The following is a 26,093-nucleotide window of genomic DNA, read 5'->3' as shown; positions in this document are numbered from 1 at the left end:
CGGCGGTGCGGCGGAACAGTCGAAGCCCCCCAACGACCTCGACGCTATCCACCCGTCAGGGTGAGGTCAGCGTCTCTTGGTGGGGATTTCGTCACCCTGTTGGGCGGGCTGGTAGTCACTCGTTGTCGTAAGAGCGGGGAGGGGGCATCCGTCCGAGCGAATGCCCCCTCCCGTCACGCGACCGCGCTCAGCCGACCCGGTAAGCCCGGATCACGGTCTGCTGGAACGTGTTGCCCCTGCTGTCGGATCCCTTGGCGCGCAGCGATGCGTAGCCCGCGCGGTCGGCGTTGCGGACGAGCGCCGCACCGCCGACGACCGGGACCCCGCGCCACGTCTTGCCGTCGTCGAACGACACCTCGACCTCGACCCCGCGGACCCGGCCGTTGGCCGCGCCGTCCTGCTGCTCCACCACGAGCGGCACGCGCAGCACCCGGCCCGCGGGCGCGGTGCCGCGCGCGTCGAGCGCCGGGGTGAACCGGACCGTCGTCAGCGGCAGCGGCGCGAACTCCTGGCCCGGCACGGTGTCCGAGCGGAACGTCCACGCGCCGCCGACGGCCGTGGTGAACTCCGAGACGCCCGGCGACCGCACGGCCTCGGTCTCGACGCGGAAGTCCGCCGCGCCCGGCGGCACGGTGAACCGGCCGTTGCCCGCCGAGGTGGTCTCGCCGACCACGGTCCCGTTGCGCCGCAACGTCGTCCGCGCCGACGACGTCAGCGACCGGCCGGCGTTGCCGTTCCCGTCGCCGAACAGCGGCAGCGAGATCCCGATGACGTCACCGGCCCTGGCCAGGTACGGGAACGGGGACGCGGGCACGCCCGGCCCGAACACCGGGTGGTTGAACTCCTCCCGGTGGGTGCGCCCGGGTCGGAGCACGCGCTGCGGCGAGTCGAGCTGGGCTTCGATCCGGCCGTCCTGGAACTGCGCGAGCGACCACAGCCACTGCACGCCCGGCGAGGCGGTGGCGTAGTCGATCGACCGGCCCGGTGAGGTCACCGGGGTGTCGATGCCGAAGCCGCCGAGCCCGTTGGGCAGCACGGGGAAGCCCCCGAAGCCGTAGGTCTTGGCCGTCGACCCCGGGCCGAAGCCCGACCGCACCTCGGCGAGCTCCCGCTTGGCGGGCGCGCGGACGAAGCCGGTCGGCACCTTCCCGTGCTCCACCCACGAGAACCGGTAGGTGACCGGTGTCGTGCCGACCGGTGTGCCCGCGGCCTGCGTGTTCACCATCAGGGTGAAGTCCTCGGCGGGCAGTTCGGGGCCGAGGTGCCCGAGCGACACGGTGTCGAAGCCGCCCGCGTAGATGCCCCCGATGGCCACCAGCGGTCGACCGTTGCGGTTGCGGTTGAGCAGCAGGTCGCCCGTCGGCGGCTGCGCGTTCGGGTCCGGGAAGGTGATGGAGACCGGTTTCGCCGCACGGGCGTCCGCGACGACCCTGGTGCTGTCACGGCCGACGCGCAGGCTCGGCTGGGGCAGCACGGCGCTCTTCACCCCGTCGGTCAGCACCTCGTTCACGACCAGGTACTCGCCCGCGGGCAGCCGCGCGGTGGCCGTGCCGCCGTCACCGCTCGGCAGCAGGAACTTGTCGTTGTCCAGGCCGATGACGAGCGAGAAGTAGTCGGTCGCGGGCCGGCCCGCCGCGTCCACGAACTCGAACGTGACGTCGTAGCTCTCCACCTCGCGGTTCACGCCCACCGGCACGCGCAGCTCGACGCCGCCGCCGCCGGAGGCGACGACCGTGCCGCTGTACCCGCCGTCGGCGGTCGCCGCCCTGGTGTCGGCGGTGACGGTCGCCTTCGCTTCGCCGCCGGCGGGCACGGTGACGGTCGTGGGGCTGACGGTGAACACCCCGGCCGGCACGGGCGCGCCGCCGGGACCGTCGGCGTCGATCGTCAGGTCGAGCGTGACCGGCGTGGTCCCGCTGTTGCGGACGGTGAACTCCTCGCTGGTCGGCTCGTCGTCGTCGTGCGGCCACCGCTGGAGGCCGAGCGCGAGCGACGGCGGGTCGGCGGTGACGGTGGTGGTGATGGCCCTGGCCAGGTCGACGCGGCCGGTGCCCTGGTCGAACGCGGTCAGCGCCGGGTTGTTCTTCGCCGACGCCATGAGCGCGGCCTTGATCTGCGCGCCGGTCCAGTCGGGGTGCTGCTGGGCGAGCAACGCCGCCGCTCCCGCGACGTGCGGGGTGGCCATCGAGGTGCCGGACACCGCCACGTGGTTCTCGCCGACGGGCGTGCCGATCTCGGCGGTGGAGGCCTTCGCCGCGACGATGTCCACGCCGGGCGCGGTGACGTCCGGCCGGGGCGCGCCGTCGCCGACGCGCGGACCGCGGCTGGAGAACGCCGCGATGCTGTCGTCCCGGTTCACCGCGCCGACGGCGAGCGCCGCGTCCGCGCTGGCCGGCGAGCTGAGCGTCTCGGGACCGCCCGAGTTGCCCGCCGCGACCACGAACAGCGTCCCGGTCCGCGCCGACAACGTCTCGATGGCCTGCTCCAGCGGGTCGACGTCCGGGGTGTCCGTGCCGCCCAGGCTCATGTTGATCACGTCCGCGCCCTGGTCGGCGGCCCACTGCATGCCGTCGACGATCCACGACTCGGCGCAGCTCAACGAGCACACCTTGCCGTCGAGGATCTGCGCGTCCGGCGCGACGCCCCGGTACCGCGCGCCCGAGCTGGCGACGGTGGCGGCGACGTGCGTGCCGTGGCCAACCAGGTCGCTGTTGTCGGGGTCCTCGGTGAAGTTGCGCTCGAGGACCTCGCGGCCCGCGAGGTCGGGGTGGGTCTGGTCGACGCCGCTGTCCAGCACGGCGACCTTGACGCCCTTGCCGGTGTACCCGGCCTGCCACGCGGTGGGCGCACCGATCTGCGCCACGGACTTGTCCAGGCTGGGCTTGCGCAGGCCGTCCAGCCAGATCTTCCTGACGCCCGGGTCGCGCACCAGGGCCTGGTACGTGCCCGCCGTCTCGGACTTCGCGGTCTTCGCGGCCACCGAGCCGATCGTGGGCAGCGCGCGGGTGACCTCGAGACCCGCCGACCGCGGCTGGTCGCCGGTGACGATCAGCGGCACGGTGTCGCGCTTCGCGTCGTCGTAGCCCGCGTCCACGAGCCCGGTGACGTCGAACAGGCGCAGGTCCAGCTTGCCGTCGGCGAGCGGCCGGGCCGCGTCGCGCGGGATGACGTGCAGCCGGCCGTCGCGCACGACCCGGTGGAACGAGATGCCGTCCCGGTCCGGGCCCGGCGTGACGGAGAGCAGCCGCTGCCCGGCGACGACGACCCGGTCACCGGTGATCAGGGTGACGGTGTGCCGTTCTCCGTCGGAGCCGCTCAGCGGTGGTGCGGGCGCTGCGGTCGCCGTCGCCGTGCCCGCGGTCAGCCCCACCGCCAGCAGTGCGGCCCCCCACGCGGCCCCGCGCTTTCGTGATCTCGTTTTCAACGCAGATACCTCCCGAATCTGGTTGAGCGCGTCACCGGGAGGCGGACGAAAGCGTGCACCGATCAATGAAGTCGCCCCCCGACACCTCGACGCTATCCAGTCGGATGAACGGATTCAGGGGCTCAACGGGGTCGCTCGGGACGGCCGGGCAGCCCAACGGGCGTTGCTCGGAGGGGGCGCCCGCCGATCGCGGACGCTCCCTCCCGAGGACGATCAAACGATCTTGTAGGCCCGGATCACGGTGTGCTCCAGAGCGTTTCCGCCGCTGTCGGTCGCCCGCACGCGCACCGAGCCGTACCCGGTGGTGTTCGGGTTGGCGATGGTGGCGATGTTCGCCGACACCGGCACCGCGGTCCAGGTCGTGCCGTCGTCGAACGACACCTCGACGTCGATCCGGTCGACCCGGCCGTTGGTCGCGCCCTCCTGCTGCTGCACGGTCAGCGGCACGCGCAGCGCCTGGCCCCCGGGCGCGGCGCCGCCCGCGTCCAGCTCGGGCGTGAACCGCACCACCGACAACGGCAGCGGCACGTACTCGTCGGTGGTCGTGGTGTCCGAGCGGAACGTCCACGCGGCGCTCACCTGGGTGGCGAACTCCGACGTGCCGGCGGCCCGCACCGCGTCGGTCTCCACCCGGTAGGCCGCCGCGCCCGCGGGCACCGGGAACAGCCCGTTGGCCGCGTACGGCGTCTCGCCGACCCTGGTCCCGTTGCGCAGCAACGTGGTCCGGGCCGAGGACACCGCCGCGTTGCCGCCGTTGCCAGCGCGGTCGGTGAACAGCGGCACGGCGAAGCTGATCTCGTCGCCGCTGCGGGCCAGGTACGGCGAGCGCGACTCGGGCAGCGCGGGGGAGAACACCGGGTCGTTGAACCGCTCCCGGTGCGTCGCGCCCCGCTCGTACCGGCGTTCCGGCGAGGTCAGCGTCGCCTCGACCGCGCCGTCCGCGCCGAACTGCAGGAAGCCCCACGACCACGCCGGGTCCGGGGTGACCCGGTCGACCGACTCACCCGGCGAGGCCACGTCCGGCAGCCACGCCCAGCCGCTGACGCCGTCGGCGGCGATCGGGTTGCCGCCGTGGCCGTACTCGCGGCCCGCCGGTCCCGGGCCGAACGTCGTGCGCACCTCGGCCAGGTCGGTCGCGGCCACGTCCTGGACGAACCCGACCGGCACCTTCCCCCGCTGCGACCAGGCGAACCGGTAGGTCACCGGCTTGTCACCGTCCGGCGTGCCGCGGAACTGCGCGCCCAGCAACGCGGTCAGGTCACCGGCCGCGAGTTCCGGACCGACGTGCGCGATGGACACGTTCGGCCCGAACCCGCCGAGGAACGCGGTGCTCACGCTGGCCTGCCGGTCGCCGAACGCGCGCGCCATCGTGACGTCGCCCAACGCCTCCTCCGCGCCGGGGTCCGGCGCGGTGATCCGCAACGGCCGGGCGGTGCGCGCGTCCAGCGTCACGGTGGTGTCGGCGGTGACGGTCAGGCCGGGCCGGGGCAGCAGCGCCAGCCGGGTGTCGTCGGTCTGCACGTCGGTGTTGGTGAAGTAGTCGCCCTTCGGCAGCCGCAGCGTGAACGAGCCGTCGGCGTCGTAGGGGAAGGCGAACGTGCCGTTGCTCAGCCCGATGATCGACGTGTAGTAGTCGGCCGCGGGCGCGCCCGAGTCGTCCACGAAGTCGAACCGGACGTCGTAGCTCTCCACCTCCCGGTGCACGCTGAACGCGGTGCGCAGCGGCGTCGCACCGCCGGTCGCCGCCACCGTCCCCACGTACAGGCCGTCGGCCGTGCCCAGCCGCGTGTCGGCGGTGACCGTCGCGGTCGCCTCGCCGCCCGCCGGGACGGTCAGCTTCGCGGGCGACACGCCGACCATGCCGGTCGGGGCGGACCCGCCGTCCGGGCCCTTCGCCTCGGCGGCCAGGGTCAACGTGACCGGAGCGGTGCCCTCGTTGCGGTAGGTGACGCTCTTCGAGACCGGGGTGTCGTCGTTGTGGGGCCACTTCTGCAGGCCCAGCGCCAGGCTCGCCGGTTCGGCGGTGAGCGAGGTGGTGATGGCCTTGGCCAGGTCCACCCGGCCCGCGCCCTGGTCGAACGCGGTGAGCGCCGGGTTGTTCTTCGCCGACCCCACCAGCGCCGCCTTGATCTGCGCGCCCGTCCAGTCCGGGTGCTGCTGCGCGAGCACGGCCGCCGCGCCCGCCACGTGCGGTGTCGCCATCGACGTGCCGGACATGGCCACGTACCCGTCGGCGACCGGTGTGCCGACCGTGCCGCTGCTGGACTTCGCGGCCACGACGTCCACGCCCGGCGCGGTGACGTCGGGCTTGACCGCGCCGTCGCCGACGCGGGGGCCCCGGCTGGAGAACGGCGCGATGCCGTCCTGCCGGTCCACCGCGCCCACGGTCAGGGCGGCGTCGGCGCTGCCGGGTGAGCTGACCGTCTCCGGCCGGGAGTTGTTGCCGGCCGCGACCACGAACAGCACGCCGGTCCGCGCGGACAGCGTGTTCACCGCTTCCTCCAGCGGGTCCAGCTCGGGGGTGTCACCGCCGCCCAGGCTGAGGTTGACGACGTCCGCGCCCTGCTCGGCGGCCCACTGCATGCCCGCCACGATCGCCGACTCCTGGCAGCCGGTCAGCACGCACACCTTGCCGTCCAACAGGTCCGCGTCCGGCGCGACGCCCCGGTACTTCGGGCCGGAACTCGCGATCGTCGCGGCGACGTGCGTGCCGTGGCCGACGCCGTCGGTGTTGTCCGGGTCGTCGGTGAAGTTGCGCTCCGCGACCTCGTGGCCCGCCAGGTCCGGGTGGTCCTGGTCGATCCCGGTGTCCAGCACGGCCACTTTGACGCCCTTGCCGGTGTGCCCGGCCTGCCACGCGGTCGGCGCGCCGATCTGCGCGGTGGAGCGGTCCAGGCTCGGTTGGCGCAACCCGTCCAACCACACCTTGCGCACGCTCGCCCTCGACACGAGCGTGCGCCAGGTGTCCGACGCCTCGGACTTGACCACCTGCGCGGCGTACGAGCCGACCGCGGGCAGCGGGTGACCGACGCGCAGACCGGCGGTCGCCGGCTCCTGCTCGCCGGTCACGATCAGGGGCAGGGTGTCGCGGGCGCGGTCGTCGTAGCCCGCCTCGACCAGACCCGTGACGTCGAACAGCCTCGGGTCCAGCTTGCCCTGCGAGACGGCTTTCGCCGCGTCGCGCGGCACGACGTGCAGGTGGCCGTCACGCCGGTAGCTGTGGAACACCGTGCGCTCCCGGCCGGGCGCGGCGACCAGGGCGCTCACCTCGTCGCCGAGGAGCACGACCTTGTCGCCGGTGATCAGGGTGACCTCGTGGTGCTCACCGGTCCCGGGCAGGGCGTCCTGCGCCCGCGAGACGCCCGGACCGCTCGCCGTGAGGCCGGCCGCGACGAGCACGGCCCCCCACGTCGCGCCACGCCAACGTTTGCTCTTCAACTCTCTCGAACCTCCCGGTGTGGTGCCGCGCATGGCGGAACGCGGCCGGAAGGGCTGGCTACCCGCGGTGGCGGCGGAGGTACCGGGAGTGACGTCGCCCCTGACGTCACCGACGCTAGAGGGTTCCGAAATGGGGAACAGCCGCTGATTGGTCGGTAGGTTCTTGACCAATTCAGCCGAGTAAGCGGTTACCTACCGCTCGGTGACTGACCCGTCGGCACCAACTGAGATACCTGCCTGCGGTCCACCCGCTGGGCAGTTCGGACCGTTGGGGTAGACCATCTCGGGGGTCAGCGTGATATTCCGGTCCACCAGGGAAGAACCGGATTGGTCCAGCACTCGCAGGGTCACCGCGACCGGTTTCGCGGGTAGCCGGGGGAGGCCGGCGAACCCGTGCTTCCCTCCCGTCGGCTCGGACCGCGCGCCGCACGAGTCCTCCGGCGCGGTGCCGGTGCAGGTCGTCTCCACGGCCCTGCTCGACGGGTACAGCTCCAGCAAGGGGGTTGCACAGGTACCGTCCCAGCAAACCTCGATCGTCGCGGACGCCGCGTCCGGGTGCTCGACGTCCACGCTCACGCCGACGGCCGCGCCGATCAACGTGCAGCCCGCGCTCCCCGCCTCGACCAGGCCGCAGCCGGTGGCCAGCAGCAACGCGCCCAAGGGCCAGATCCGTCTCCACATGCTCCGGGGACGTAACGCGTCGGTGATCAGGTTGCGCGCCGCCACCAACGCTCCTTCTTCGGCGGCCGGAGCTCGCCCCGCGCGGTCGCCCACTCGGCGAAGCGGGCGGCGTCCTCGCGGAACCGCGTGCCGACCTCCTTCGGGTGGGCCGCGGCGTAGGCGTCGAACAGCGGTCGGAACCGCTCGTCCAGCTCGGCGGCGACGTCGGGCCGCAGCGCCGCCACGATCCCGCGCCGCTTGGCGAGCAGGGCGCGCTTCTCGACGCGCACCCGGTCCGGGTCGAACCCCTCGGGCACGTCGCCGTCGGCCAGCAGCGCGCGCAGCAGCTCGGCCTGTGCGGCGGCCAACCGCTCGCGCTGCGGCCGCGTCACCCCAGCACCGCCCGGATCGCGGCCAGCTCGGCGGCCAGTTCCGCGTCGGCCGGGTAGTCGTCGTCGCGTTCCAGCAGGACGCCGGGCGGGTCGACGCGGGCGCGCAGCTCGGCCAGCACGTCCAGCACTTCGGGGAGCACGGCGTGGGCGTGCGTGTCGTGGTAGACGCCCTGGTGCTCCTCGCCGCCGGCGACGTGCACGTACGCCAGGCGTTCCAACGGGACCTCGTCCAGGAACCGGGCCACGTCGGTGCCGAGGTTGCGGGCGTTGGCGTAGAGGTTGGCCACGTCGACCAGCAGCCGGCAGTCGGTGCGGTCGACCAGCTCGGCCAGGAACTGGCCCTCGGTGAGCTCGCCGTCCGGCCAGTCGAGGAGCGCGGCGACGTTCTCCAGGGCCAGCGGCACGGGCAGGTCCTGCTGGGCGGCCTTGACGTTGGCGACGAGGACGTCCAGCGCGTCGCGCGTGCGGGGGAGCGGCATGAGGTGGCCCGAGTCCAGCCCGCCCGCGCGCACGAAGCAGACGTGGTCGCTGACCAGCGGCGCGTCCAGGGCCTCGGCCAGCGCACCCAGGTGCGCGACCCGCTGCGCGTCCAAGGGTTCCGCGCCGCCGAGCGAGAGCGACACGGCGTGCGGCAGCACGGGCACGCCCCGCTCCCGCAGCAGGAGGACCGACTCGGGCAGGTGCCCGACGTGCAGGTTCTCCGCGACGACCTCCACGAAGTCGACGCCGGGCAGGCGTTCGACGGTCAGGTCGATCTCCGGCCGCCACCCGATGCCGACACCCAGCTTCTCCACGTGCCACGCCCTTCCCACGCTCTCGACCGACCGATCGCCGCTGCCCGATCAGTCGCCGCCACCACCACCGCCGCACCCGCCACCACCGCACGACGAGCCGCCGCCGTCGGAACCGCCGCCGCTGCCGCAACTGCTGCTGGAGCAACTGCCGCACCCACCGCCGCACGACGCGCCGCCGTCCGACCCGCTCCCGCGCGACCGCCGCCGCAACGTCGCCGCCGCGGTGGGCGCGATGCCCAGCACCTGCCAGACGTGGTGCCGCTCGACCTTGCCCAGCAACCCGTAGCAGGCGACCAGGGCGAGCCGGTTCGGCGACACGGCGACCAACCGCAACCGCTTCACCACGTCCCTCCCGGCACGGGTGAGCGGGCGCGACCACGGCGTGAGCACGAGTGCCGCCGGCACCCCGGCCAAGATCGAGACGACGGCGAACTCCACCGGGAGTTCCCACGCGATCGCCGCGACCACCGCCGCCACCGTCGCGGCGATCAGCAGCCGGCGGACCAGCCGAGCCGCCTTGCGCCGCCCCCGCGGCACGACGTAGCCCCGCTCGACCAGGTGCTGCCGCAGTGACCGCGCCTCCGCGCTCCACGCCGTCGCGGCGATCACGTCACCCAGCGACATCGGCAGCCGACCCAGCGCGTTCGCCTGGAGCGGGGTGCGGCCCCGTGGCCGTCCCACCGCGCTGACCAGGCCTTCGCGTGAGATGCGGGCCGCGCCCGCCTCGACCAGCGACACCACCGCGACCTCGGCCGCCCGGCCGGGACCGCCCACGAGGAATGCCTGCTCCTCCGGTCCGAGCTCAGGCGTCGAACCCGCCGAACCCGCCGAAGTCGGCGTCCACTGAGTCGCCACCGTCATCGCCCTCCAACCACTGCGCGGCCAACCACCCACCCGCGAACCACCCGCCTGCCACCAGCCAGCCGTTGCGCCGCTGCCAGCGCTGCGGTTCGACCACCACGGCGCGCCTGCGCCGGGGGAGCGGTGCCTGTGACGTTTCCGCAGGTGCGATCGGTTCCGCCCGTTCGCCGTCGAACACCGCCGTCGCCGACCGCGCCGACCCCTCACGCGGCACGGGCGGCGTGACGGCGGTGCGCGACGCCGGGCGGACCAAGCCGTAGCGGGCGGTCACCTCGGCCGGGTCGACCGGGGCGAGGCCCGCCGTGGCCTCCTCGTACGCCCGCGCGCCCCTCCTGGTCAGAACGGGCGGCGGACCCAGCAGCAGCAGGACACCGAGCAGTGCCGCGACCGCCACCGACGTGACCGTCACCCACCCACCGGGACCTGCGAGAACCGGTACCACCGCGAGCGCCGCCACCGGCAGGACCGCCAGCACCGCCCGCGCCAACCGCCGTCGCGGCGACACCAGCAGCCCGCCCGCGACCAGGCGTTGCCCGATCTGCCGAGCCGGTCCGCTGGTGGCCGCGCCGACCACCAGCTCGTCCAGGTCGCGCGGTCGGGTGAGCCCGGCCAGCACGACCGCCTGCAACGCGGTGGCCGGCTGCTCCTCGCCGGGCACCGCCGCGGCCACCGGACCGGACAGCCTGGCCCGGTTCTCGGCCACCAACCCCGCCACCGCGACCTCGACCGCCCGGACCGGGCCGCCGCCGAGGTAGCCGATCTCCTCGAACGTCAGCGGCCGGTCGGGCACGGCGCCGGCGACCCGCTTCACCCGCAGACCGACCACCACCGCGGCGACGAGCGCCGGGCCGTACCACCACAGGAACGTCATGGCCGCCACCCTAGGAGCCGTGCGGCCTACTGCGGCCCGCGTCACGGAAGCGTAAGAACCCGTCAGCTGCCCCCGCCACCGCCGCAGCCGCCCCCGCCGCCGCCACCGCAGCTGCTGCCGCTGCTGGAGCAGCTGCTCGCGCTGCCGCACCCGCCGCTCGTCGCGACGTACGTGCCGGGTGCGTACCCGGCCGACGCGGTCCGGGTTCGGGCACGGGGACGTGGGCGCACCGCGGCGCGCAACGCGGTGTCCGGGTGTTCGGCGAAGCCGTTGAGAGCGACCAGCTCGGCGGCGTTCGCCGAGCCGGTCACCCCCCACCCCCCGGTGATCCCGCCCGCGCGAGCCCTCGCCACCGCGTCACGACCCTTCGCGGTGCGCGTCGACGGTGCCGCCTTCAGCAGCACCCGGACCAGCACGCCGGTCAGCACGAGCTGCAACGTCAGCCACCCGACGGGCGCGCTGACCAGCAGCCCGTTGACCCAGCGCACGACACCGACGGCGAGCACCACGACCATCGGCACGATGCCACCGCGCAACCGCCGCCGCACCTCGGCCGGCTCGACCAGGTAGTCCTGTTCGGACAGTCGACGGCCGATCGCGCGCGGCGCGTCCTGCTCCGAGACCGACGTGATGAGCAGCGTCAACGTCCGGTGGCGGTACCGCTTGGCGTCGGTGAGCACGGCCTGGTCGACCGGGTGGTCGGCCGCGGGCGTGCCGACGAGCCGGACGCTGCCGTTGCGGGCGGGCACGAGGGCGCCCGAGTCGATGAGACCGGCCACGGACGCCTCGACCACCCGTCGGGGACCGCCGGTCAGGTAGGCGATGTCCAGCACACCGAGCACGCCCGCGGGGGCACCTCCCCGCGTCCACCGCGGGCGCACCCGGACGAAGATCGCCCAGGCCAGCGACACCGCCAGCGCGATCCAGTACAGCTCGAGGAACTCCGGGCCCGAAAGCCCCCACGGTCGCTCCACGGTCCACCCCCTGTGGGCCTCGGTGGAACCAGGTCCACCAGCTTGGGGGCAATGGTGTGCGCCAGGACACACCCCAGCAAGGGTGCTTGAGCAAGCCTTAGGGTTCGAGCCGCCGGTCTGCTCGACCGTCCGGGCCCTCGACCAGGCGCAAGCTCACCGAGTTGATGCAGTAGCGCTGATCGGTGGGCGTGTCGTAGCCCTCGCCCTCGAACACGTGCCCCAGGTGGCTGTGGCACGTGGCGCACAGCACCTCCGTGCGCACCATGCCGTGGGTGCGGTCCTCGCGCAGGATCACCGAGTCACCGGCCAGCGGGGAGAAGAACGACGGCCAGCCGCAGTGCGAGTCGAACTTCGTGTCGCTGCGGAACAACTCGGCCCCGCACGCGCGGCACTCGTAGACGCCCTCGGTCTTGGTGTCGGTGTACTCGCCGACCCACGCGGGCTCGGTGCCGGCGTCGCGCAGCACCGCGTACTCCTTGGGGGTCAGGATCTCCCGCCACTCGGACTCGGGGCGGACCACCTTCGGGGTGGCGCCGACGACAGGTTCCATGCCTCCACGGTAGACGAACCGCGGTGGCCGGGACGTCGGCGCGGGTCGTCTAGAAGAACACCCAGACGAGGGTGCCCAGGTAGTACCAGACGCTGACCAGCACACCCAGCAGGATCAGGCCCACCACGACGACCGCGGTGAGCCGGCGCAGGCCGCCCGCGCGGTTCGCCGAGTCCGCGAACTGCCCGACGCCCGCGACCGTGCCCTCGATGGTGAAGCTCGGCGGCTGCTGCTTCATCCGGCCGAGGTGCTCGGCGAACGCCCTGGTCTCGGGGTCGTCGGGGTCGAGGCCGATGAGTTCGTCGTCGATGCTGGGCTGCGGGCGGTCGTCCGGTGCGTCGGCGGCTCTGGCGCTGGCCATGCAGCCAGCGTATCGGGCGTTTCAAGCCGCTGGGCGGCTCAACTCACCAGGGTGGGTGACGGTCGGACCGCGCCGACCGGCCGACCGTGGCCGAGCACCGGGAACGTGGCCAGCTCGTCCGGCGCGGCCACGCCCAGCCTGCGCAGCGCGGCCACCAGGACCACCGCCCTGGCCCGGCTGGAGCCGTCCGCGATCTTGCACGCGACGGCTTCGCCGGTCGGCAGGCCGATCGCGTAGACGCCCTCCGCGCCGTCCTTGGCGACCGCGCCCGGGATCGCCCGCATCAGCTTCGTGACGTCGCGGTTCGTACCGCCGACCCACTCCGGGTACTGGTTCATCGCCCGCGCGATCCGCTGCTCCGGGCCGTCCTGCGCGCGGGCCAGCGCGCTGAACGCCCTGGCCAGGCCGGTGAGGCTGATGCCGAGCAACGGCGCGCCGCAGCCGTCGACGCCCTCCGCGCCGATCGGTTCGCCCGCCAGCTCCTCCAGGGTTTCGCGGACGGCCCGCTGGAGCGGGTGCGCCGGCTCCAGGTAGTCGTGGGTCGACCAGCCGTTGACCACGCAGGTCGCGAGCATGGCGGCGTGCTTGCCCGAGCAGTTCATGTACTGCGGCGCCTTGCCCCGGCCTGCGGCGAGGTGGGCCTTGAGGGCGTCCTCGCCGATCGGCAGGTCGGGCGTGCACCGCAGGGCGGCTTCGGTCAGGCCGTGCGCGTGGAGGACGCGCCGCACGCCGTCGACGTGGAAGTCCTCGCCGGAGTGGCTGGCGCAGGCCAGGGCCAGCAGCTCGCCGTCGAGGTCGAGGCCGTGGCGCAGCATGGCCAGCGCCTGGATCGGCTTGTTCGACGAGCGCGGGTACGTGGTGTCGTGCGGGCGACCGACCGCGAGCGCTTCCCGGCCGGAGCGGTCGAGGGCGATGACCGAGCCGTGGTGCACGGACTCCAGGAACTCGCCCCGCCAGACCTCGGCGACCAGTTCGTGTGCCATTCGTCCCTCCACCGCTGTGCTGTCGACTGTCGACAGTTAACATCGACGGTGTCCTCGCGCGCTAGGAGACGTCGGTGACACCTCCCCTGCACCTGAGCTTGGCCGGCCAGGCCGTGGACGTGCTCCGCGAACTGGTGCTGACCGGCGAGATCCCGCCCGGCACGCGGGTCAACGAGGTCGAGCTGGCCCAGCGGCTGGGCATCTCGCGCGGACCGCTGCGCGAGGCGATCCGGCACCTGGCGTCCGAGGGTTTGCTGGTGCTCGCGCCGCACCGGGGCGCGTCCGTGCCCACGGCCGACGCGGCGGACGTGCAGGCGTTGTTCGAGCTGCGCACCGCGCTGGAGTGCGCGGCGGCCGAGCTGGCGGCGTCCCGGCGCACGGAGGGCGACGTGGTGCGGCTGCGCGCGGTGTGCGAGGAGTCGCGCCGGGCGTACTCGGCGGGCGAGCGGTTCCCGCACCGGTTGGACCTGGCGTTCCACCAGGCGTTGCTGGACGCGGCGCGCAGCCCCCGCATCGCCGAGCAGGTGCGGCTGGTGCAGCAGCGGGTGGTGCTGCTGCGCAGCGGTCTGCGTGACGACCCGCCGCACCAGAACGCCTCGTTGGACGACCACGACGCCCTGGTCACCGCCATCGCCGCCGCCGACCCGACCCGCGCGTCCGACGTGATGCGCAGGCACCTGGCCCGGGTGTGCGCCCAGATGCTCACCAGCCTCGCCTGATCAGTGCGCGGCCAGGTGGTCGAGCAGGTGCAGCGTCGTCTGCTCCGCCGCCTCCTCCGGCACGAAGTGGCCCACCCCGGGCATCACCTCGAACCAGTACGGCCCGGTCGTCCACCGCCCGGCGTCCTGCGCGGTGTCCGGCGAGATCACCTCGTCGTCCTCGCCCCACAGGTACCGGGTCGGCACGGACACCGGGCGGAGGGCGTCGGTACCGATGTCGGTGAGGTCGTTGGCCCGGTACCAGTTCAGCGCGGCGGTGAGCGCGCCCGGCTCGGTCAGCTTCCGCACGTACTGCGCCACCCGCTCCGGCGGGATCGCGGCCGGCCAGCCGTCGCGCAGGCGCGCGCCGTGATCGGCGAGCAGGGTGCGCTCGGCCACGCCCGGCTCCCGCAGGTGGTCCAGGTGCGCCCACCGGCGCCGCTGGTCCGGATCCGTCCGCAACGCCCGCGCCAGCGCGCCGGGGTGCGGCGCGGACACAGCGGTCAACGTGCGCATCCGCAGCGGGAACCGCGCCGCGGCCACCCACGCCGCGATCGCGCCCCAGTCGTGCCCGACCAGGTCGAACCTCGTCCACCCCAGGGCGTCCGCGATCTCGACCACGTCCCGCACCACGTGCTCCAGCCCGTACGCGCTCACCCGGCGCGGGCGCACGCCCGGCGAGTAGCCGCGCAGGTCCGGCGCGACCGCCCGGTACCCGTGCGCCGCCAGCGCCCGGAGCTGGTGGCGCCACTCGATCCCGCACTCCGGCACGCCGTGCAGGAGCAGCACCTTGCGCCCGGCCGCGGGACCGGTCACGACGGCGTCGAACGTGCCCGCCGGGGTCGTGATGCGCTGACGCGTCAGGTCGGATTCGAAGAGCACCGGTCGTGATCGCATGCACTCATCGTGCTGGCGTGATCGCGGTCGGTCCCTGGGGCGCGCTGCCGAAGGGCAGGTGGGGCCAGCCCTACCTCCGTCGGGGGGCCAGGCGGAGCCGGTCGCCCGACCCCGCCGAAAGCCCTGGTCAGCCGAGCGTGCCGGTCACCTTGGCGTGGCCCTTGAGCAGGTTGCGGGCGATCGTGCGGCGCTGGATCTCGTCCGTGCCTTCGTAGATGCGCAGCAGCCGCAGCTCTCGGTACCAGCGCTCGATCGGCAGCTCGCGCGTGTAGCCCATGCCGCCGTGGATCTGGAGCACCCGGTCCACGATCTCGTTGGCCTTGATGCCGCCGTACAGCTTCGCCATCGACTGCGCCTGCCGCGAGTCCGCGCCCTGGTCGACCAGCCACGCCGCGTGCAGCACGAGCCAGCGCAACGCCTCGATCTCCACCGCCGAGTCCGCGAGCATCCACTGGATGGCCTGGTACTCGGCGATCGGCTGACCGAACGTGACGCGGGTCTTGGCCTGCTCGATGGCCATCTCCACCAGCCGCTCGCACGAGCCGAGCGCCCGCGCGGGCAGCAGGTAGCGGCCCTGGCCGATCCACTGCATGGCCAGGTGGAAGCCCTTGCCCACCTCGCCCAGGACGTTCTCCTCGGGCACGCGGACGTTGTCGAACACCAGCGCGGCCGGGCCCCACTGGCCCATGGTCGGGATCGGCTCGGACTTCCAGCCCATGTCCCGGTCGACCAGGAAGCACGTGACGCCGCCGTCCGCGCCCTTCTCCCGGTCGGTCACCGCGAACACCATCACGAAGTCCGCTTCGTTGCCCTGGGTGATGAACGTCTTCTCGCCGTTGATCACCCACTCGCCGCCCTCCTTGCGGGCGGACGTGCGGATGGCCTTGGCGTCCGAACCCGCGCCCGGCTCGGTGATCGCGAAGCACGACACGCGCTCGCCGGAGATCGTGGGCAGCAGGTAGCGCTGCTTCTGCTCCTCGTTGCCGTGGAACAGGATGTTGTCCGCGTACCCGCCGAACCGGAACGGCACGAACGTGCGCCCCAGCTCGGCCTCCAGCAGCGCCGTCATGAGCGCGCCCAGCCCCATGCCGCCGTACTCCTGGGGCGTGAGCACGCCGAAGAACCCGGCTGCCTTCGCCTTGTCCTGCAACTCCTTCAGCTCGTCCCGGGTCAACCCCGGCTGACCCAGGCGCTCCCGGCGCAGCACCTCCGGCTCCAGCGGCGCCACCTCCTTGCGCACGAAGGTCCGCACCCAGTCGCGGATCTCCTTCTGCTCCTCGTCGAGCGTGAAGTCCATGCCGTCCTCCCTCTACCCTCTACGCGAACGCGTTGATGCCGGTCAGCGCCCGGCCGATGAGCAACTTCTGGATCTGGCTGGTGCCCTCGTAGAGGGTCGTGACGCGGGTGTCGCGCAAGTACTTGCCGACCGGGTACTCGTCGACGTAGCCGTAGCCGCCGAACACCTGGATGGCGTTGTTCGCGACCCGCACGGCGGCTTCGCTGGCGTACAGCTTCGCCATGGACGCCTCCGTGCCGAACGGCTCGCCCCGGTCGGCGAGGTCCGCGCAGCGCCACGTGAGCAGGCGGGCCGCGTCGGTCTCCACCGCCATGTCGGCCAGGAGTTCCTGCACGAGCTGGAAACCGGCGATGGGCTTGCCGAACTGCTCGCGCTGCCCGGCGTACCGCACGCTGACCTCCAGCGCACCCCGCGCGGCGCCCACGCACCCGGCGGCGACGGACATCCGGCCCCGGTCCAGGGCGGCCATGGCCAGCTTGAAGCCCGCGCCCTCGTCGCCGAGGCGGTCCCCGTCGGGGACCCGGACCCGGTCCAGGGTCAGCTCGGCGGTGGCCTGGCCGCGCATGCCGAGCTTGCCGCGGATCTCGGTGGCGGCGAAGCCGGGTGAGTCGGTCGGCACGAGGAACGCGGTGATCCCCTTCGGTCCGGGACCACCCGTTCGAGCGAAGATCAGGGCGACGTCGGCCCACGTGCCGTTGGTGATGAACACCTTGCGCCCGGTGATCAGCCAGTCGTCGCCGTCGCGGACGGCCCTCGTGGCCAGCGACGCGGCGTCGGAGCCGGTACCGGGCTCGGTCAGGCCGAAGCAGCCCAGCTCGCGGCCCGCGCACAGGCCGGGCAGCCACCGCTGCTTCTGCGCCGGCGTGCCGTGCTTGGCGATGGTCTTGCCGACCAGGCCCAGGGAGACGGAGATGATGCCGCGCACGGCCGAGTCGCCGCGGGCGATCTCCTCCAGCACCAGGCAGTACGCCAGGTGGTCGCCACCCGAGCCGCCGTGCTCCTCGTCGATGCCCAGGCCGAGGAAGCCCACCTCGCCCAGGGCGGGCACCAGGTCGCGGTCGATGGCCTCGTCCCGGTCCCAGCGCGTGGCGTGGGGGACGATCCGCTCCTCGGTGAACCGGTGTGCCAGCTCCTTGAGCTGCCGGTGTTCGTCGGAGATGCGCAGATCCACCGGGGTGACCTCCTAACCGAACGGTGTTAGGTTATCTAACCTAGGCGCGGAGTCGACCACAGGCAAGGGGAGCGGACATGCCGAGGAGCCCGATCCTGAGTGCCTCGCGCATCCGGACCGCCGCGCTGCACATCATCGACCGGGACGGCCTGGACGGCCTGTCGATGCGCAAACTGGCGTCTGAGCTGGGCGTTCAGGCCGCGTCGCTGTACGGGCACGTGAGCACCAAGGACGACCTGCTGCACGAGGTGGCCGCGGGCATCCTGGAGCAGGTCGACGTGTCCGGGTTCGACGGCGGCGACTGGCGGCACGGCCTGCGCAGCTGCGCCCGCTCCTACCGGGCGGCGCTGGCCGCGCACCCCAACATCGTGCCGTTCCTGGCCTACGGCCCGGCGCACCGCGAGGCGTCACTGCGCCGGCTCGACGTCGTGCACGGCGGCCTGGTCGCGTCCGGCTGGTCGCGGCGCGAGGCCACGATGATCGCGGCGGCGCTGATGTACCTGGTCTTCGGCGCGGCGCTGAGCTCGTTCTCCAGCGGCTTCTCCGAGGACCAGACCTTCTACCGCGACCGCTACCCGAACCTGGACAAGGCCCACCTGCTGCCGGCCGTGGCGCGGGAACTGGACCACGACAGCTTCGAACTGGCGCTGGACGCCCTCGTCACCGGTCTGGGCGCGCGAGCCCACGACTGAGCCGCGCCGCCCGGCCCTTCCCGATCTCCGCTTCCAGGTCGTCGAACGCCCGTGATCCCCGACCACGGTTCGTGACCGTCGAGCCGGGTGCGGTGGCCGGATCGTTGTTAGGCTCACCCGTGTGGCCCAGGCAGTGGAACTGACCGTCGGTGACCGTGTGGTTCGGGTGTCGAACCCGGGCAAGGTCTACTTCCCCGAGCGTGGGATCACCAAGATCCAGGTGGTCGAGTACTACCTGGCCGTCGCCGAGCCGCTGCTGCGCGTGCTGCGCGACCGCCCGACGACGTTGAAGCGTTACGTCGACGGCGTCACCGGGGAGGCGTTCTACCAGAAGCGGCTGCCCAAGGGGGCGCCCGAGTGGGTCGAGACGGCGCGGGTCGCGTTCCCGTCCGGGCGGCCCGCGGACGAGGTGTGCCCGACCGAGCCGGCGGTGCTGGCGTGGGCGGCGAACCTGGGCACGTTCGACTTCCACCCGTGGCCCGTGCGGCGGGCGGACACCGATCGGCCCGACGAGTTGCGCGTCGACCTGGACCCGCAGCCGGGCACGGACTTCCGGGACGCGGTCGAGGTCGCGATGGTGTTGCGGGAGGTGCTGGACGAGCTGGGGTTCACGGGTTACCCGAAGACGTCCGGCGGTCGCGGCATCCACGTCGCGGTGCGCATCCGGGCCGAGTGGGACTTCGTGGACGTGCGCCACGCGGTGATCGCGTTGGCCCGCGAGGTGGAACGGCGCGTGCCCGACAAGGCGACCACCTCGTGGTGGAAGGAGGAACGCGGCGAGAAGGTCTTCCTGGACTTCAACCAAGCCGCCCGCGACCGCACCATCGCCTCCGCCTGGTCCGTCCGCGGCACCCCGCGCGCCACCGTCTCGACCCCGGTCACCTGGGACCGCTTGTCCACTGTGGACCCCGACGACTTCGACGTGCTGTCGGTGCCGGGGTACCTGGCGGACAACGGCGACCCGCACGCGTCCCTGGACGACGAGGCGTTCGGCATCGAGCGCCTGCTGGAGTGGTACGAAGCCGACGACCGCGGCGAGCTGCCCTACCCGCCGGACTACCCCAAGATGCCCGGCGAGCCGCCGCGCGTCCAGCCGTCGCGCAAGCGCAACTAGAGCTCCCGCGACGGATTCATCCGACGGGGGTATCGCGTGGCCGGTGGTCCAGGGGGAGTGTTGGTGGGGTGAACGCACGACGCCTTGAAGTGCAGTTGCCCGCCGACGTGTCGGCCCGTGATTCCGCGGCCGTCGCCCATGCCATCGGGGCGGTGCTGGACGAGGCCGGGGTGGACGCGGAGGTCGTGCTCCGGACCGAGGAGCCGGACGAGGACGGTCGATAATCGGTCGCCCCCGCCGGGTGGGCGCTCTAGCCTGCCGGCCGTGACGTTCCCCCCGGCGGTGACCCAGGAGCAGTTCGAGGCGCTCGACGACGACGCGGTGCGGCCGGGTGTGGAGGCGTTGTGCCGGTACCTCGGGGTGTCCGGGGACGTGACGCGGTTCGCGGACGGGTCGTTGCCGGTGTACGCGGTCGGGGTGCGGCACGTGCTGAAGCTGTTCCCCGCGGTGCACCTCGACGAGGTGGCGACCGAACGGGACGTGCTGGAGGCCGTGCAGGGCCGGTTGCCGGTGCCCACGCCCCGCCTGCACGCGGCGGGCGAGTTCGGCGGGTGGGGTTACGTCCTCATGGAACGGCTGCGCGGCGCGAGCCTCGAGGACGTGTGGCCGAGCCTGGACGCGGACGCCCGCCGCGACGTGTCACGCCAGGTCGGCGAGGCGCTGGCCGCCCTGCACGCCATCACGCCGCCGTCGCTGGGCCCGGACGACTGGGCGGAGTTCGTGCGCACCCAGCGGCACGGGTGCGTGGCCCGGCAGCACGCCCGCGGGCTCGCGCCCGGCTGGCTGGAGCAGATCCCGGACTTCCTCGACTCCGTCGACCTCACGCGGCCGGACCTGGTGCTCGCGCACACCGAGGTGATGAGCGCCCACCTGCTGGTCGAGAACGGCCGCCTGACCGGCCTGTTCGACTTCGAACCGGCCATGCGCGCCGCCCGCGAGTACGAGTTCGTCGCCACCGGCATCTTCCTCACCCGCGGCGAGCGCCCGGCCAACGCGGCCCTCCACGACGGCTACGGCCGCGCGGTCGACCCGCGCAAGGTGCTCGCCTGCACGCTGCTGCACGTCTACTCGAACCTGCCCTGGTACCTGCGCGTGGTGCCGACGACCGCCACCGCGCTGGACGAGCTGGCCGACCACTGGTTCGGCGCCTGACCCGCGCGCGACCTTCGGCCAACCGGCTGTTTCCGACAGCGGTTCAGCCGCGATCGCACTGGTCCTCTCGTACCATGGACCCCAACGCCGAAGAGAGGGAGGCAGGCCGATGACCCAGGCGTACGTGGTGCGGTTCGTCGGCGGACCCCTGGACGGGCGGGTCGACTCGCACGCCAAGGCGCCGGACGCGCCGAAGCAGACCGTCACCCACGTCCACCTGCACGGCGGCCCCAAGATCGTGCACCACTACGACCTCCAGTACGCGGTCGAGTACGGCTGCGAGTACCGCCTCCGGGTGGAGGACGAGTCCGGGCTCTGAACAGAGTCAGAAGCGGCCGACCGTAGACACGCGCCTTACCAGCGGTTTACCGTTTGCAGTGCGTGAGAGCGCTCTCACAAAGCTGTGAGTCCCTGCTGGAGGTCCCTGTGCGTTCAATCCGCCCCCACCTGGCGGCCTTCGCGGTCGCCGTGGCCGCGGCTGCCGCGATCCCGCTCGCCCTGCCCGGAACGGCCAGTGCCGTCACGGTCGGCGCGGGCAGCTACGCCACCACCCGCCCGACGGGCGCGGTCGGCCCGTCCAACTCCAACGGCGCAGCCGTGACGCCGAAGGTCACCGCGCGCATGGCCGGCCGCCCGGTCCCCACCAACGACTGGTGGTCGTCCCTGGTCTTCCAGCGCTACCCCGGCAACCCCTACTCCGAGAACATGTACGCCCACCCGCTGACGTTCCACGCGGCGGCGCAGGGCCTGGGCGTCGGCTACCCGACCAGCCCGAACATCACCCCGGACGGCCGGTTCTACGAGTTCATGCACACCGACGACCTGTTCGTCGGCGTGAGCGGCCTCAACGCGCCGCGCACCCAGGTCGACGGCTGGTCCGACTGGACCGTGAGTCCCCTGTGGACCGACGGCACGCGCACCCTGCGCACCACCATCGGCCACGGTTCGCCGTACGTGTACGCCGAGGCCGCCGGTGGTGCGGCGCGCGTCGGCTTCAACGGCTCCACGACGATCTGGAGCAACACCGGCACCACGCTCGGCGTCTCGATCAACGGCCGCGACTACGCCCTGTTCTCGCCGAGCACGTGGAACGTCGTCGGCACCGCCGAGGCCACCTCCAACGCCGCGTTCTTCTCCGTGGCCGTGCTGCCGAGCCGCGACGCGCTGTCCCTGTTCCAGCGCTACGCGTTCTCGTTCATCACCGACACCAAGGTCAACTGGACCTACAACTCGGCGAACGCCCAGCTCACGGCCACCTACACGGCCACGACCACGGCACGTCAGGGCACCCAGACCGGCACCTTGCAGGCCCTGTACCGGCACCAGTGGCTCAACTCCTCCGACACCGTCACCGGCTACCGCTACACCTCGCCGCGCGGTGAGATGCGGCTGCGCGAGGGCTCGTCGTTCACCACCCGCAGCACGTTCAACGGCGTCCTGCCCGCGCTCCCCCTGTCCTCGGCAGCCGACCAGAACCGCCTGCGCAACGAGATCGACCAGGAGCTCAACGCCGCCGACCCGTGGAAGGGCGCGGGCGACACGTACTGGACCGGCAAGGCGTTGTGGCGACTGGCGGCACTGGCCCGCGTCGCCAACCAGATCGGCTACACGACGGGTCGCGACCGGCTGCTGGGCATGGTCCGCGACCGGCTCACCGACTGGCTCACCGCGACGTCCGGCGAGGCGGGCAACCACTTCGCCTACGACGCCACCTGGGGCACGCTGATCGGCTACAAGGCGTCCTACGGCACCGACGCCGAGCTGAACGACCACCACTTCCACTACGGCTACTACGTGCTGGCCGCCGCGATCCTCGCGCAGCACGACCCGGCGTGGGCGTCCGACTCCCGCTACGGCGGCATGGTCAAGCTGCTGGTCAAGGACGCCAACAACTACGACCGCGCGGAAACCCGCTTCCCGTTCCTGCGCAACTTCGACGCCTACGCGGGCCACGGCTGGGCGTCCGGCCACGCCGGGTTCGCGCACGGCAACAACGAGGAGTCCTCCTCCGAGGCGATGATGTTCGCCACCGCCGCGGTGCTGTTCGGCCAGGCCACCGGCGACACGGCGCTGCGCGACGCGGGCATCTACCTGCACACCACGCAGGAGAGCACGATCGCGCAGTACTGGTTCGACAAGGACGACACGGTGTTCCCGGCGGCCTACCAGCACGGCACGGTCGGCATGGTGTGGGGCGCGGGCGCCAGCTACAGCACGTGGTGGACGGCGAACCCGGAGGAGATCCACGGCATCAACATGCTGCCGATCACCGGCGGCTCGCTCTACCACGCCGACTACAAGGCCGACATCCTGCAGAACGTCAACGAGCTGCGGACCAACAACGGCGGCACCGAGGTCGAGTGGAAGGACGTCATCACCCAGTTCCTGGCGATCGCCGACCCGGCGCAGGCGCTGGCCAACTACGGCTCGGGCCTGACGCCCGAGGACGGCGACTCGCGGGCGCACGCCTACCACTGGATCACGTCGCTGAACACCTACGGCACGCCCGACACGTCCGTGACCGCGAACGTGCCGACGCACGCCGTGCTGAGCAAGAACGGCGCCCGCACGTACGTGGCCTACAACCCGGGCACGACCACGGCCACGGTGACGTTCTCCGACGGGCAGACCCTGTCCGTGCCGGCGTCGTCCACCGCGTGGCGCGGACCGGCGGGCAGCGGCACCGACTCCGGCAGCGGTGGCGTGAACCCGACGACGACCACCACCACGACCACCACTACGACGACGACCACGACCACGACCACGACCGTCCCGCCGGTCAGCCGTGACGCGTTCGCCACGATCCAGGCCGAGTCCTACGACCAGCAGCAGGGCGTGTTCAAGGAGACCACCACCGACACCGGCGGCGGCCAGAACATCGCCGGCATCGCCAACGGCGAGTGGGTGCTGTTCCGGGGCGTCGACTTCGGCACCCGCACCGGCAGGCAGTTCTCCGCCCGGGTCGCCAGCGGCGCGGCGGGCGGCGTCAGCGGCCTGGTCGAGGTCCGCGTCGGCAGCCCCACGGCCACGCCCCTGGGCAGCTTCGCCATCGCCAACACCGGCGGCTGGCAGAGCTGGCGCACCGTGCCGGCCAACATCACCGGCCTCACCGGCAAGCAGGACGTCTACGTCACCTTCACCAGCGGCCAGCCGGCCGACTTCGTCAACGTCAACTGGATCACGTTCGGCTCCTAGACCTGCCGCCGCATCCCGCTCCAACGACAGGAGATCGGATGAACGCGAGATTGAGAGGTGTCATCGGCGCCGCGTCCGTCGCGCTGGCACTGGCCCTGATCGGGTCGGTGGTCGCTTACCAGCCGGCGGGCGCGGGCCCCCTGGTGAACCACGACGGGGTGAACCACGACAACCACCCGGCCGCACCGGACGCGCACCAGGCCGCGGCCATCGAGGGTCAGGCCGGCATCCAGGCCGCGTCGGAGTTCCGCGCCAACTGCCGCGCGAGCCACCGCTCCGGCAACGACCCGATCATCTACCCCAACCAGACCGGCGTGTCGCACGTGCACGAGTTCTTCGGCAACCGGTCGACCAACGCGTCGTCCACGTACACGTCGCTCAAGGCGGCGGGCACCACGTGCGACCCGGTGGTCGACCTGTCCGCCTACTGGGTGCCCACCCTCTACAAGAACGGGCAGCCGGTCGCGCCGGAGAGCGTCACCGTGTACTACCAGGGCATCCACGACATGCAACGCGCCGTCGCACACCCGCCGAACCTGCGGTACGTGGTCGGCAACTCCCGGGCGACCAGCCCGGACCAGAACCCGTCCGCGCGGTGGTCGTGCACCACGCAGTCGCCGTCGAGCCGGGACTTCATGAACTGCCCGGCCGGCACCAAGCTGGAGACGTACCTGGACTTCCCGACCTGCTGGAACGGCCGGGACCTGGACAGCGCCAACCACAAGGACCACATCGTGTTCTGGGCGGGCTCGTGCCCGTCCACGCACCCCGTGGTCCTGCCCAGGCTGGAGTTCCTGATCACCTACCCGGTCAACGGCGGCGGGCTGTCGCTGGGCGGCACGGTGAACGGGGTGAACGTGACCAACGCGCCGGGGTACACCTACCACGGTGACTTCATCAACGCGTGGGACCAGCCGGAACTGGAACGGCGGGTGCGGGACTGCGTGAACGCGGGTCGCATCTGCGGCACCAACGGCAACCCGATCTAGCGGGTGGCGGCGAGGGCCTCCGGGCTCTCGCCGCCTCGTCCTATGTGGACTGGTGCGCGCAGTGGCCGGCGGGTGGCAGGATCTGCGGGATGGAGTCCCGGGACCGCCTGCCGGTCACCCTCGCGGTACTGGTCGTGGTGGAGGTCGCGGTGTCGGCCATCCGGCCCAAGAGCTACGGCACCTGGCTGCTGGAGATGGCACCGATCCTGATCGCGCTGCCGCTGCTGGCGTGGACGCGACGCCGGTTCCCGCTGACCCGGCTGGCGTACTGGCTGATCTTCGGGCACGCGCTGGTGCTCGCGCTCGGCGGCCACTACACCTACGCCGAGGTGCCGTTCGGCGACCTGTGGACGGACCGCAACCACTACGACCGGTTCGCGCACTTCGTGCAGGGTTTCGTGCCGGCGGTGCTGGTCCGGGAGGTCTTGCTGCGGCGGACGCCGTTGCGGCCGGGGCGGTGGACGTTCTTCCTCGTTTCGGCGACGTGCCTGGCGGTCAGCGCCGGGTACGAGTTCCTGGAGTGGGCCGGTGCGGTGATCGGCGGTGAGTCGGCGACCGACTTCCTTGGCACGCAAGGGGATGTGTGGGACACGCACTGGGACATGCTCCTTGCGCTGGTGGGGTCCGTGGTCGCACAGTGGTCGCTCGGGCGTGCGCACGACCGGCAGCTCGCGGAATTGTCGGTGGGGTAGGGCAAGCTGCACACGACGGATCTTGTGCGAGCCGTGCGTGTCGTGTCGTGGTTGTCGTGTGTCGTGTCGTGGAGGTTGGTAGGCGATGGCGAAGGTGAAGCAGAACTCGTTGTCCCCGGAGGACATCGACCACCTGCGTGCGGAGTTGGCCGCGGGCCGCCCGGCCGCGGTCTGGTTCACCTCCGCGGCGGTGGGGGTGGAGGCCGGTCGGTCGGGGAAGGTGGTGGCGTTCACCGAGCCCGCGGAGGGTGACTTCATCCAGGTGCGGCCGACGGGGGAGAAGGACGACCTGTCGTTCTCGCCGGGCGAGCTGACGGTGGAGAAGCCCGCACCGCGCAAGCGCACCCCGCCGGCCGCCGCGAAGCCCGACCCCACGCCCGTTCCCGCGCCGGTCGAGCACATCTACACACCCGCACCCGCTCCGGCTCCCGCGCCGCCGAAACCGAAGCCCGCCCCGGCCCCGGCCGCCCCTGCCCCCGAGCGCCGCCCGGCCGCGCGCAAGCAGGCCAAGCCGGCGGAGGTGACGGTGACCCTCACGTCGACCGCCGAGGGCGAGTGGACGGTCGACGTGCAGTGGGGTTCGAAGCGCACGCTGAAGGCCGCGCCGGTGGCCGCTTCGGCGGTGTCGCAGGCGGCGAAACTCCTGCCGGCCGAGGTGGACGAAGCGGTCGAGAGCGTGCTGAGCGCGGCTCGCGAACGGCACCTGGCGCGGGTCGAGCAGTTGCGAGCGGAGCTGGAGGAGGCGCAGCGGGCGCTGGCCGAGCTGAGCGGCTGACCTGGCAAGAACACGTATTGCAACGTCTTGATGATTGCCGTTCCGCGATCGGGTGAGGGTACTTCCCCTGGCCGGCGGTAGGGGCGGACCGTGGGGTCGAAATACCTTCGGTC

At 72.6% G+C, this 26,093-nt stretch carries 24 protein-coding genes; 10 read left to right on the top strand and 14 right to left on the bottom strand.

What is annotated here, in order from left to right; genetic code table 11:
• Positions 1-187: 187 nt before the first annotated feature.
• The 11 genes from FHX81_RS12025 to FHX81_RS11975 all read right to left on the bottom strand — a co-directional run bounded on the left by FHX81_RS12025 (position 188) and on the right by FHX81_RS11975 (position 13,308).
• Positions 188-3,370: a S8 family serine peptidase gene (locus FHX81_RS12025; RefSeq protein ID WP_246107781.1), complete on the bottom strand. Its 3,183-nt coding sequence runs from the start codon at positions 3,368-3,370 to the stop codon at positions 188-190.
• Between the two features lie 267 nt (positions 3,371-3,637).
• On the bottom strand, positions 3,638-6,862 hold the full coding sequence (locus FHX81_RS12020) for a S8 family serine peptidase (protein ID WP_246107780.1): 3,225 nt from the start codon (positions 6,860-6,862) through the stop codon (positions 3,638-3,640).
• A 192-nt stretch (positions 6,863-7,054) separates the two neighbouring features.
• Positions 7,055-7,543, bottom strand: coding sequence for a hypothetical protein (locus FHX81_RS12015; protein ID WP_211363469.1), 489 nt, complete (start codon positions 7,541-7,543; stop codon positions 7,055-7,057).
• A 26-nt stretch (positions 7,544-7,569) separates the two neighbouring features.
• On the bottom strand, positions 7,570-7,914 hold the full coding sequence (locus tag FHX81_RS12010) for an SCO6045 C-terminal-like domain-containing protein (protein ID WP_141977898.1): 345 nt from the start codon (positions 7,912-7,914) through the stop codon (positions 7,570-7,572).
• Positions 7,911-8,708: an MbnB/TglH/ChrH family RiPP precursor modification enzyme gene (locus FHX81_RS12005; RefSeq protein ID WP_141983899.1), complete on the bottom strand. Its 798-nt coding sequence runs from the start codon at positions 8,706-8,708 to the stop codon at positions 7,911-7,913. Before FHX81_RS12005 ends, FHX81_RS12010 begins: the two co-directional genes overlap by 4 nt.
• A gap of 48 nt (positions 8,709-8,756) precedes the next feature.
• Positions 8,757-9,482, bottom strand: coding sequence for a TIGR04222 domain-containing membrane protein (locus FHX81_RS12000; protein WP_246107779.1), 726 nt, complete (start codon positions 9,480-9,482; stop codon positions 8,757-8,759).
• A 28-nt stretch (positions 9,483-9,510) separates the two neighbouring features.
• Positions 9,511-10,440: a TIGR04222 domain-containing membrane protein gene (locus FHX81_RS11995; RefSeq protein ID WP_141977894.1), complete on the bottom strand. Its 930-nt coding sequence runs from the start codon at positions 10,438-10,440 to the stop codon at positions 9,511-9,513.
• A gap of 62 nt (positions 10,441-10,502) precedes the next feature.
• Positions 10,503-11,414 (bottom strand): TIGR04222 domain-containing membrane protein, encoded by a 912-nt coding sequence (locus tag FHX81_RS11990; RefSeq protein ID WP_170232025.1) that lies wholly within the window; start codon positions 11,412-11,414, stop codon positions 10,503-10,505.
• A 97-nt stretch (positions 11,415-11,511) separates the two neighbouring features.
• Positions 11,512-11,964 carry a peptide-methionine (R)-S-oxide reductase MsrB gene (gene msrB / locus FHX81_RS11985; RefSeq protein ID WP_141977889.1) on the bottom strand — a complete coding sequence of 151 codons (453 nt, stop codon included), beginning with the start codon at positions 11,962-11,964 and terminating at the stop codon, positions 11,512-11,514.
• Between the two features lie 49 nt (positions 11,965-12,013).
• Positions 12,014-12,325, bottom strand: coding sequence for a hypothetical protein (locus FHX81_RS11980; protein WP_141977887.1), 312 nt, complete (start codon positions 12,323-12,325; stop codon positions 12,014-12,016).
• Between the two features lie 38 nt (positions 12,326-12,363).
• Positions 12,364-13,308 carry an asparaginase gene (locus tag FHX81_RS11975; RefSeq protein ID WP_141977885.1) on the bottom strand — a complete coding sequence of 315 codons (945 nt, stop codon included), beginning with the start codon at positions 13,306-13,308 and terminating at the stop codon, positions 12,364-12,366.
• A gap of 74 nt (positions 13,309-13,382) precedes the next feature.
• On the opposite strand from FHX81_RS11975, the gene FHX81_RS11970 reads away from it, so the two are divergent.
• Positions 13,383-14,027: a GntR family transcriptional regulator gene (locus FHX81_RS11970; RefSeq protein ID WP_141977883.1), complete on the top strand. Its 645-nt coding sequence runs from the start codon at positions 13,383-13,385 to the stop codon at positions 14,025-14,027.
• Here the strand turns inward: FHX81_RS11970 and FHX81_RS11965 are convergent, their stop codons facing one another.
• The 3 genes from FHX81_RS11965 to FHX81_RS11955 form a co-directional block, all read right to left on the bottom strand.
• Positions 14,028-14,903, bottom strand: coding sequence for an alpha/beta fold hydrolase (locus tag FHX81_RS11965; RefSeq protein ID WP_141977881.1), 876 nt, complete (start codon positions 14,901-14,903; stop codon positions 14,028-14,030).
• 127 nt (positions 14,904-15,030) lie between these two features.
• The gene (locus FHX81_RS11960) at positions 15,031-16,200 is read right to left on the bottom strand and encodes an acyl-CoA dehydrogenase family protein (protein ID WP_141977879.1); all 1,170 of its coding nucleotides are present in this window, start codon (positions 16,198-16,200) and stop codon (positions 15,031-15,033) included.
• Positions 16,201-16,219: 19 nt separating this feature from the next.
• Positions 16,220-17,371 (bottom strand): acyl-CoA dehydrogenase family protein, encoded by a 1,152-nt coding sequence (locus FHX81_RS11955; RefSeq protein ID WP_141977877.1) that lies wholly within the window; start codon positions 17,369-17,371, stop codon positions 16,220-16,222.
• A 77-nt stretch (positions 17,372-17,448) separates the two neighbouring features.
• On the opposite strand from FHX81_RS11955, the gene FHX81_RS11950 reads away from it, so the two are divergent.
• The 9 genes from FHX81_RS11950 (at position 17,449) to FHX81_RS11915 (ending at position 25,980) form a co-directional block, all read left to right on the top strand.
• The gene (locus FHX81_RS11950) at positions 17,449-18,063 is read left to right on the top strand and encodes a TetR/AcrR family transcriptional regulator (protein ID WP_141977875.1); all 615 of its coding nucleotides are present in this window, start codon (positions 17,449-17,451) and stop codon (positions 18,061-18,063) included.
• A 121-nt stretch (positions 18,064-18,184) separates the two neighbouring features.
• Complete coding sequence (gene ligD / locus FHX81_RS11945) at positions 18,185-19,177, top strand: non-homologous end-joining DNA ligase (RefSeq protein WP_141977873.1); 993 nt, start codon at positions 18,185-18,187, stop codon at positions 19,175-19,177.
• A gap of 68 nt (positions 19,178-19,245) precedes the next feature.
• Complete coding sequence (locus tag FHX81_RS41990; RefSeq protein ID WP_246107778.1) at positions 19,246-19,401, top strand: hypothetical protein; 156 nt, start codon at positions 19,246-19,248, stop codon at positions 19,399-19,401.
• 40 nt (positions 19,402-19,441) lie between these two features.
• A complete protein-coding gene (locus FHX81_RS11940) occupies positions 19,442-20,329 on the top strand; it encodes a phosphotransferase family protein (RefSeq protein WP_246107777.1) in 888 nt (295 codons plus the stop codon).
• Positions 20,330-20,438: 109 nt separating this feature from the next.
• Positions 20,439-20,648: a hypothetical protein gene (locus tag FHX81_RS11935; RefSeq protein WP_141977871.1), complete on the top strand. Its 210-nt coding sequence runs from the start codon at positions 20,439-20,441 to the stop codon at positions 20,646-20,648.
• 107 nt (positions 20,649-20,755) lie between these two features.
• Positions 20,756-23,524 carry a glycosyl hydrolase gene (locus tag FHX81_RS41985; protein ID WP_141977869.1) on the top strand — a complete coding sequence of 923 codons (2,769 nt, stop codon included), beginning with the start codon at positions 20,756-20,758 and terminating at the stop codon, positions 23,522-23,524.
• 38 nt (positions 23,525-23,562) lie between these two features.
• Positions 23,563-24,513 (top strand): DUF1996 domain-containing protein, encoded by a 951-nt coding sequence (locus FHX81_RS11925; protein ID WP_141977867.1) that lies wholly within the window; start codon positions 23,563-23,565, stop codon positions 24,511-24,513.
• A gap of 89 nt (positions 24,514-24,602) precedes the next feature.
• A complete protein-coding gene (locus FHX81_RS11920; protein ID WP_141977865.1) occupies positions 24,603-25,205 on the top strand; it encodes a DUF2238 domain-containing protein in 603 nt (200 codons plus the stop codon).
• Positions 25,206-25,290: 85 nt separating this feature from the next.
• Positions 25,291-25,980, top strand: a complete 690-nt coding sequence (locus tag FHX81_RS11915; protein WP_141977863.1) for a DUF6319 family protein — start codon at positions 25,291-25,293, stop codon at positions 25,978-25,980.
• Positions 25,981-26,093 lie beyond the last annotated feature (113 nt).

This window comes from Saccharothrix saharensis (assembly GCF_006716745.1).
GTDB classification, from domain to species: Bacteria; Actinomycetota; Actinomycetes; order Mycobacteriales; family Pseudonocardiaceae; genus Actinosynnema; species Actinosynnema saharense.
Note: the sequence above shows the minus strand (reverse complement) of the source record. Positions and strands in the feature narration are given on the sequence as shown.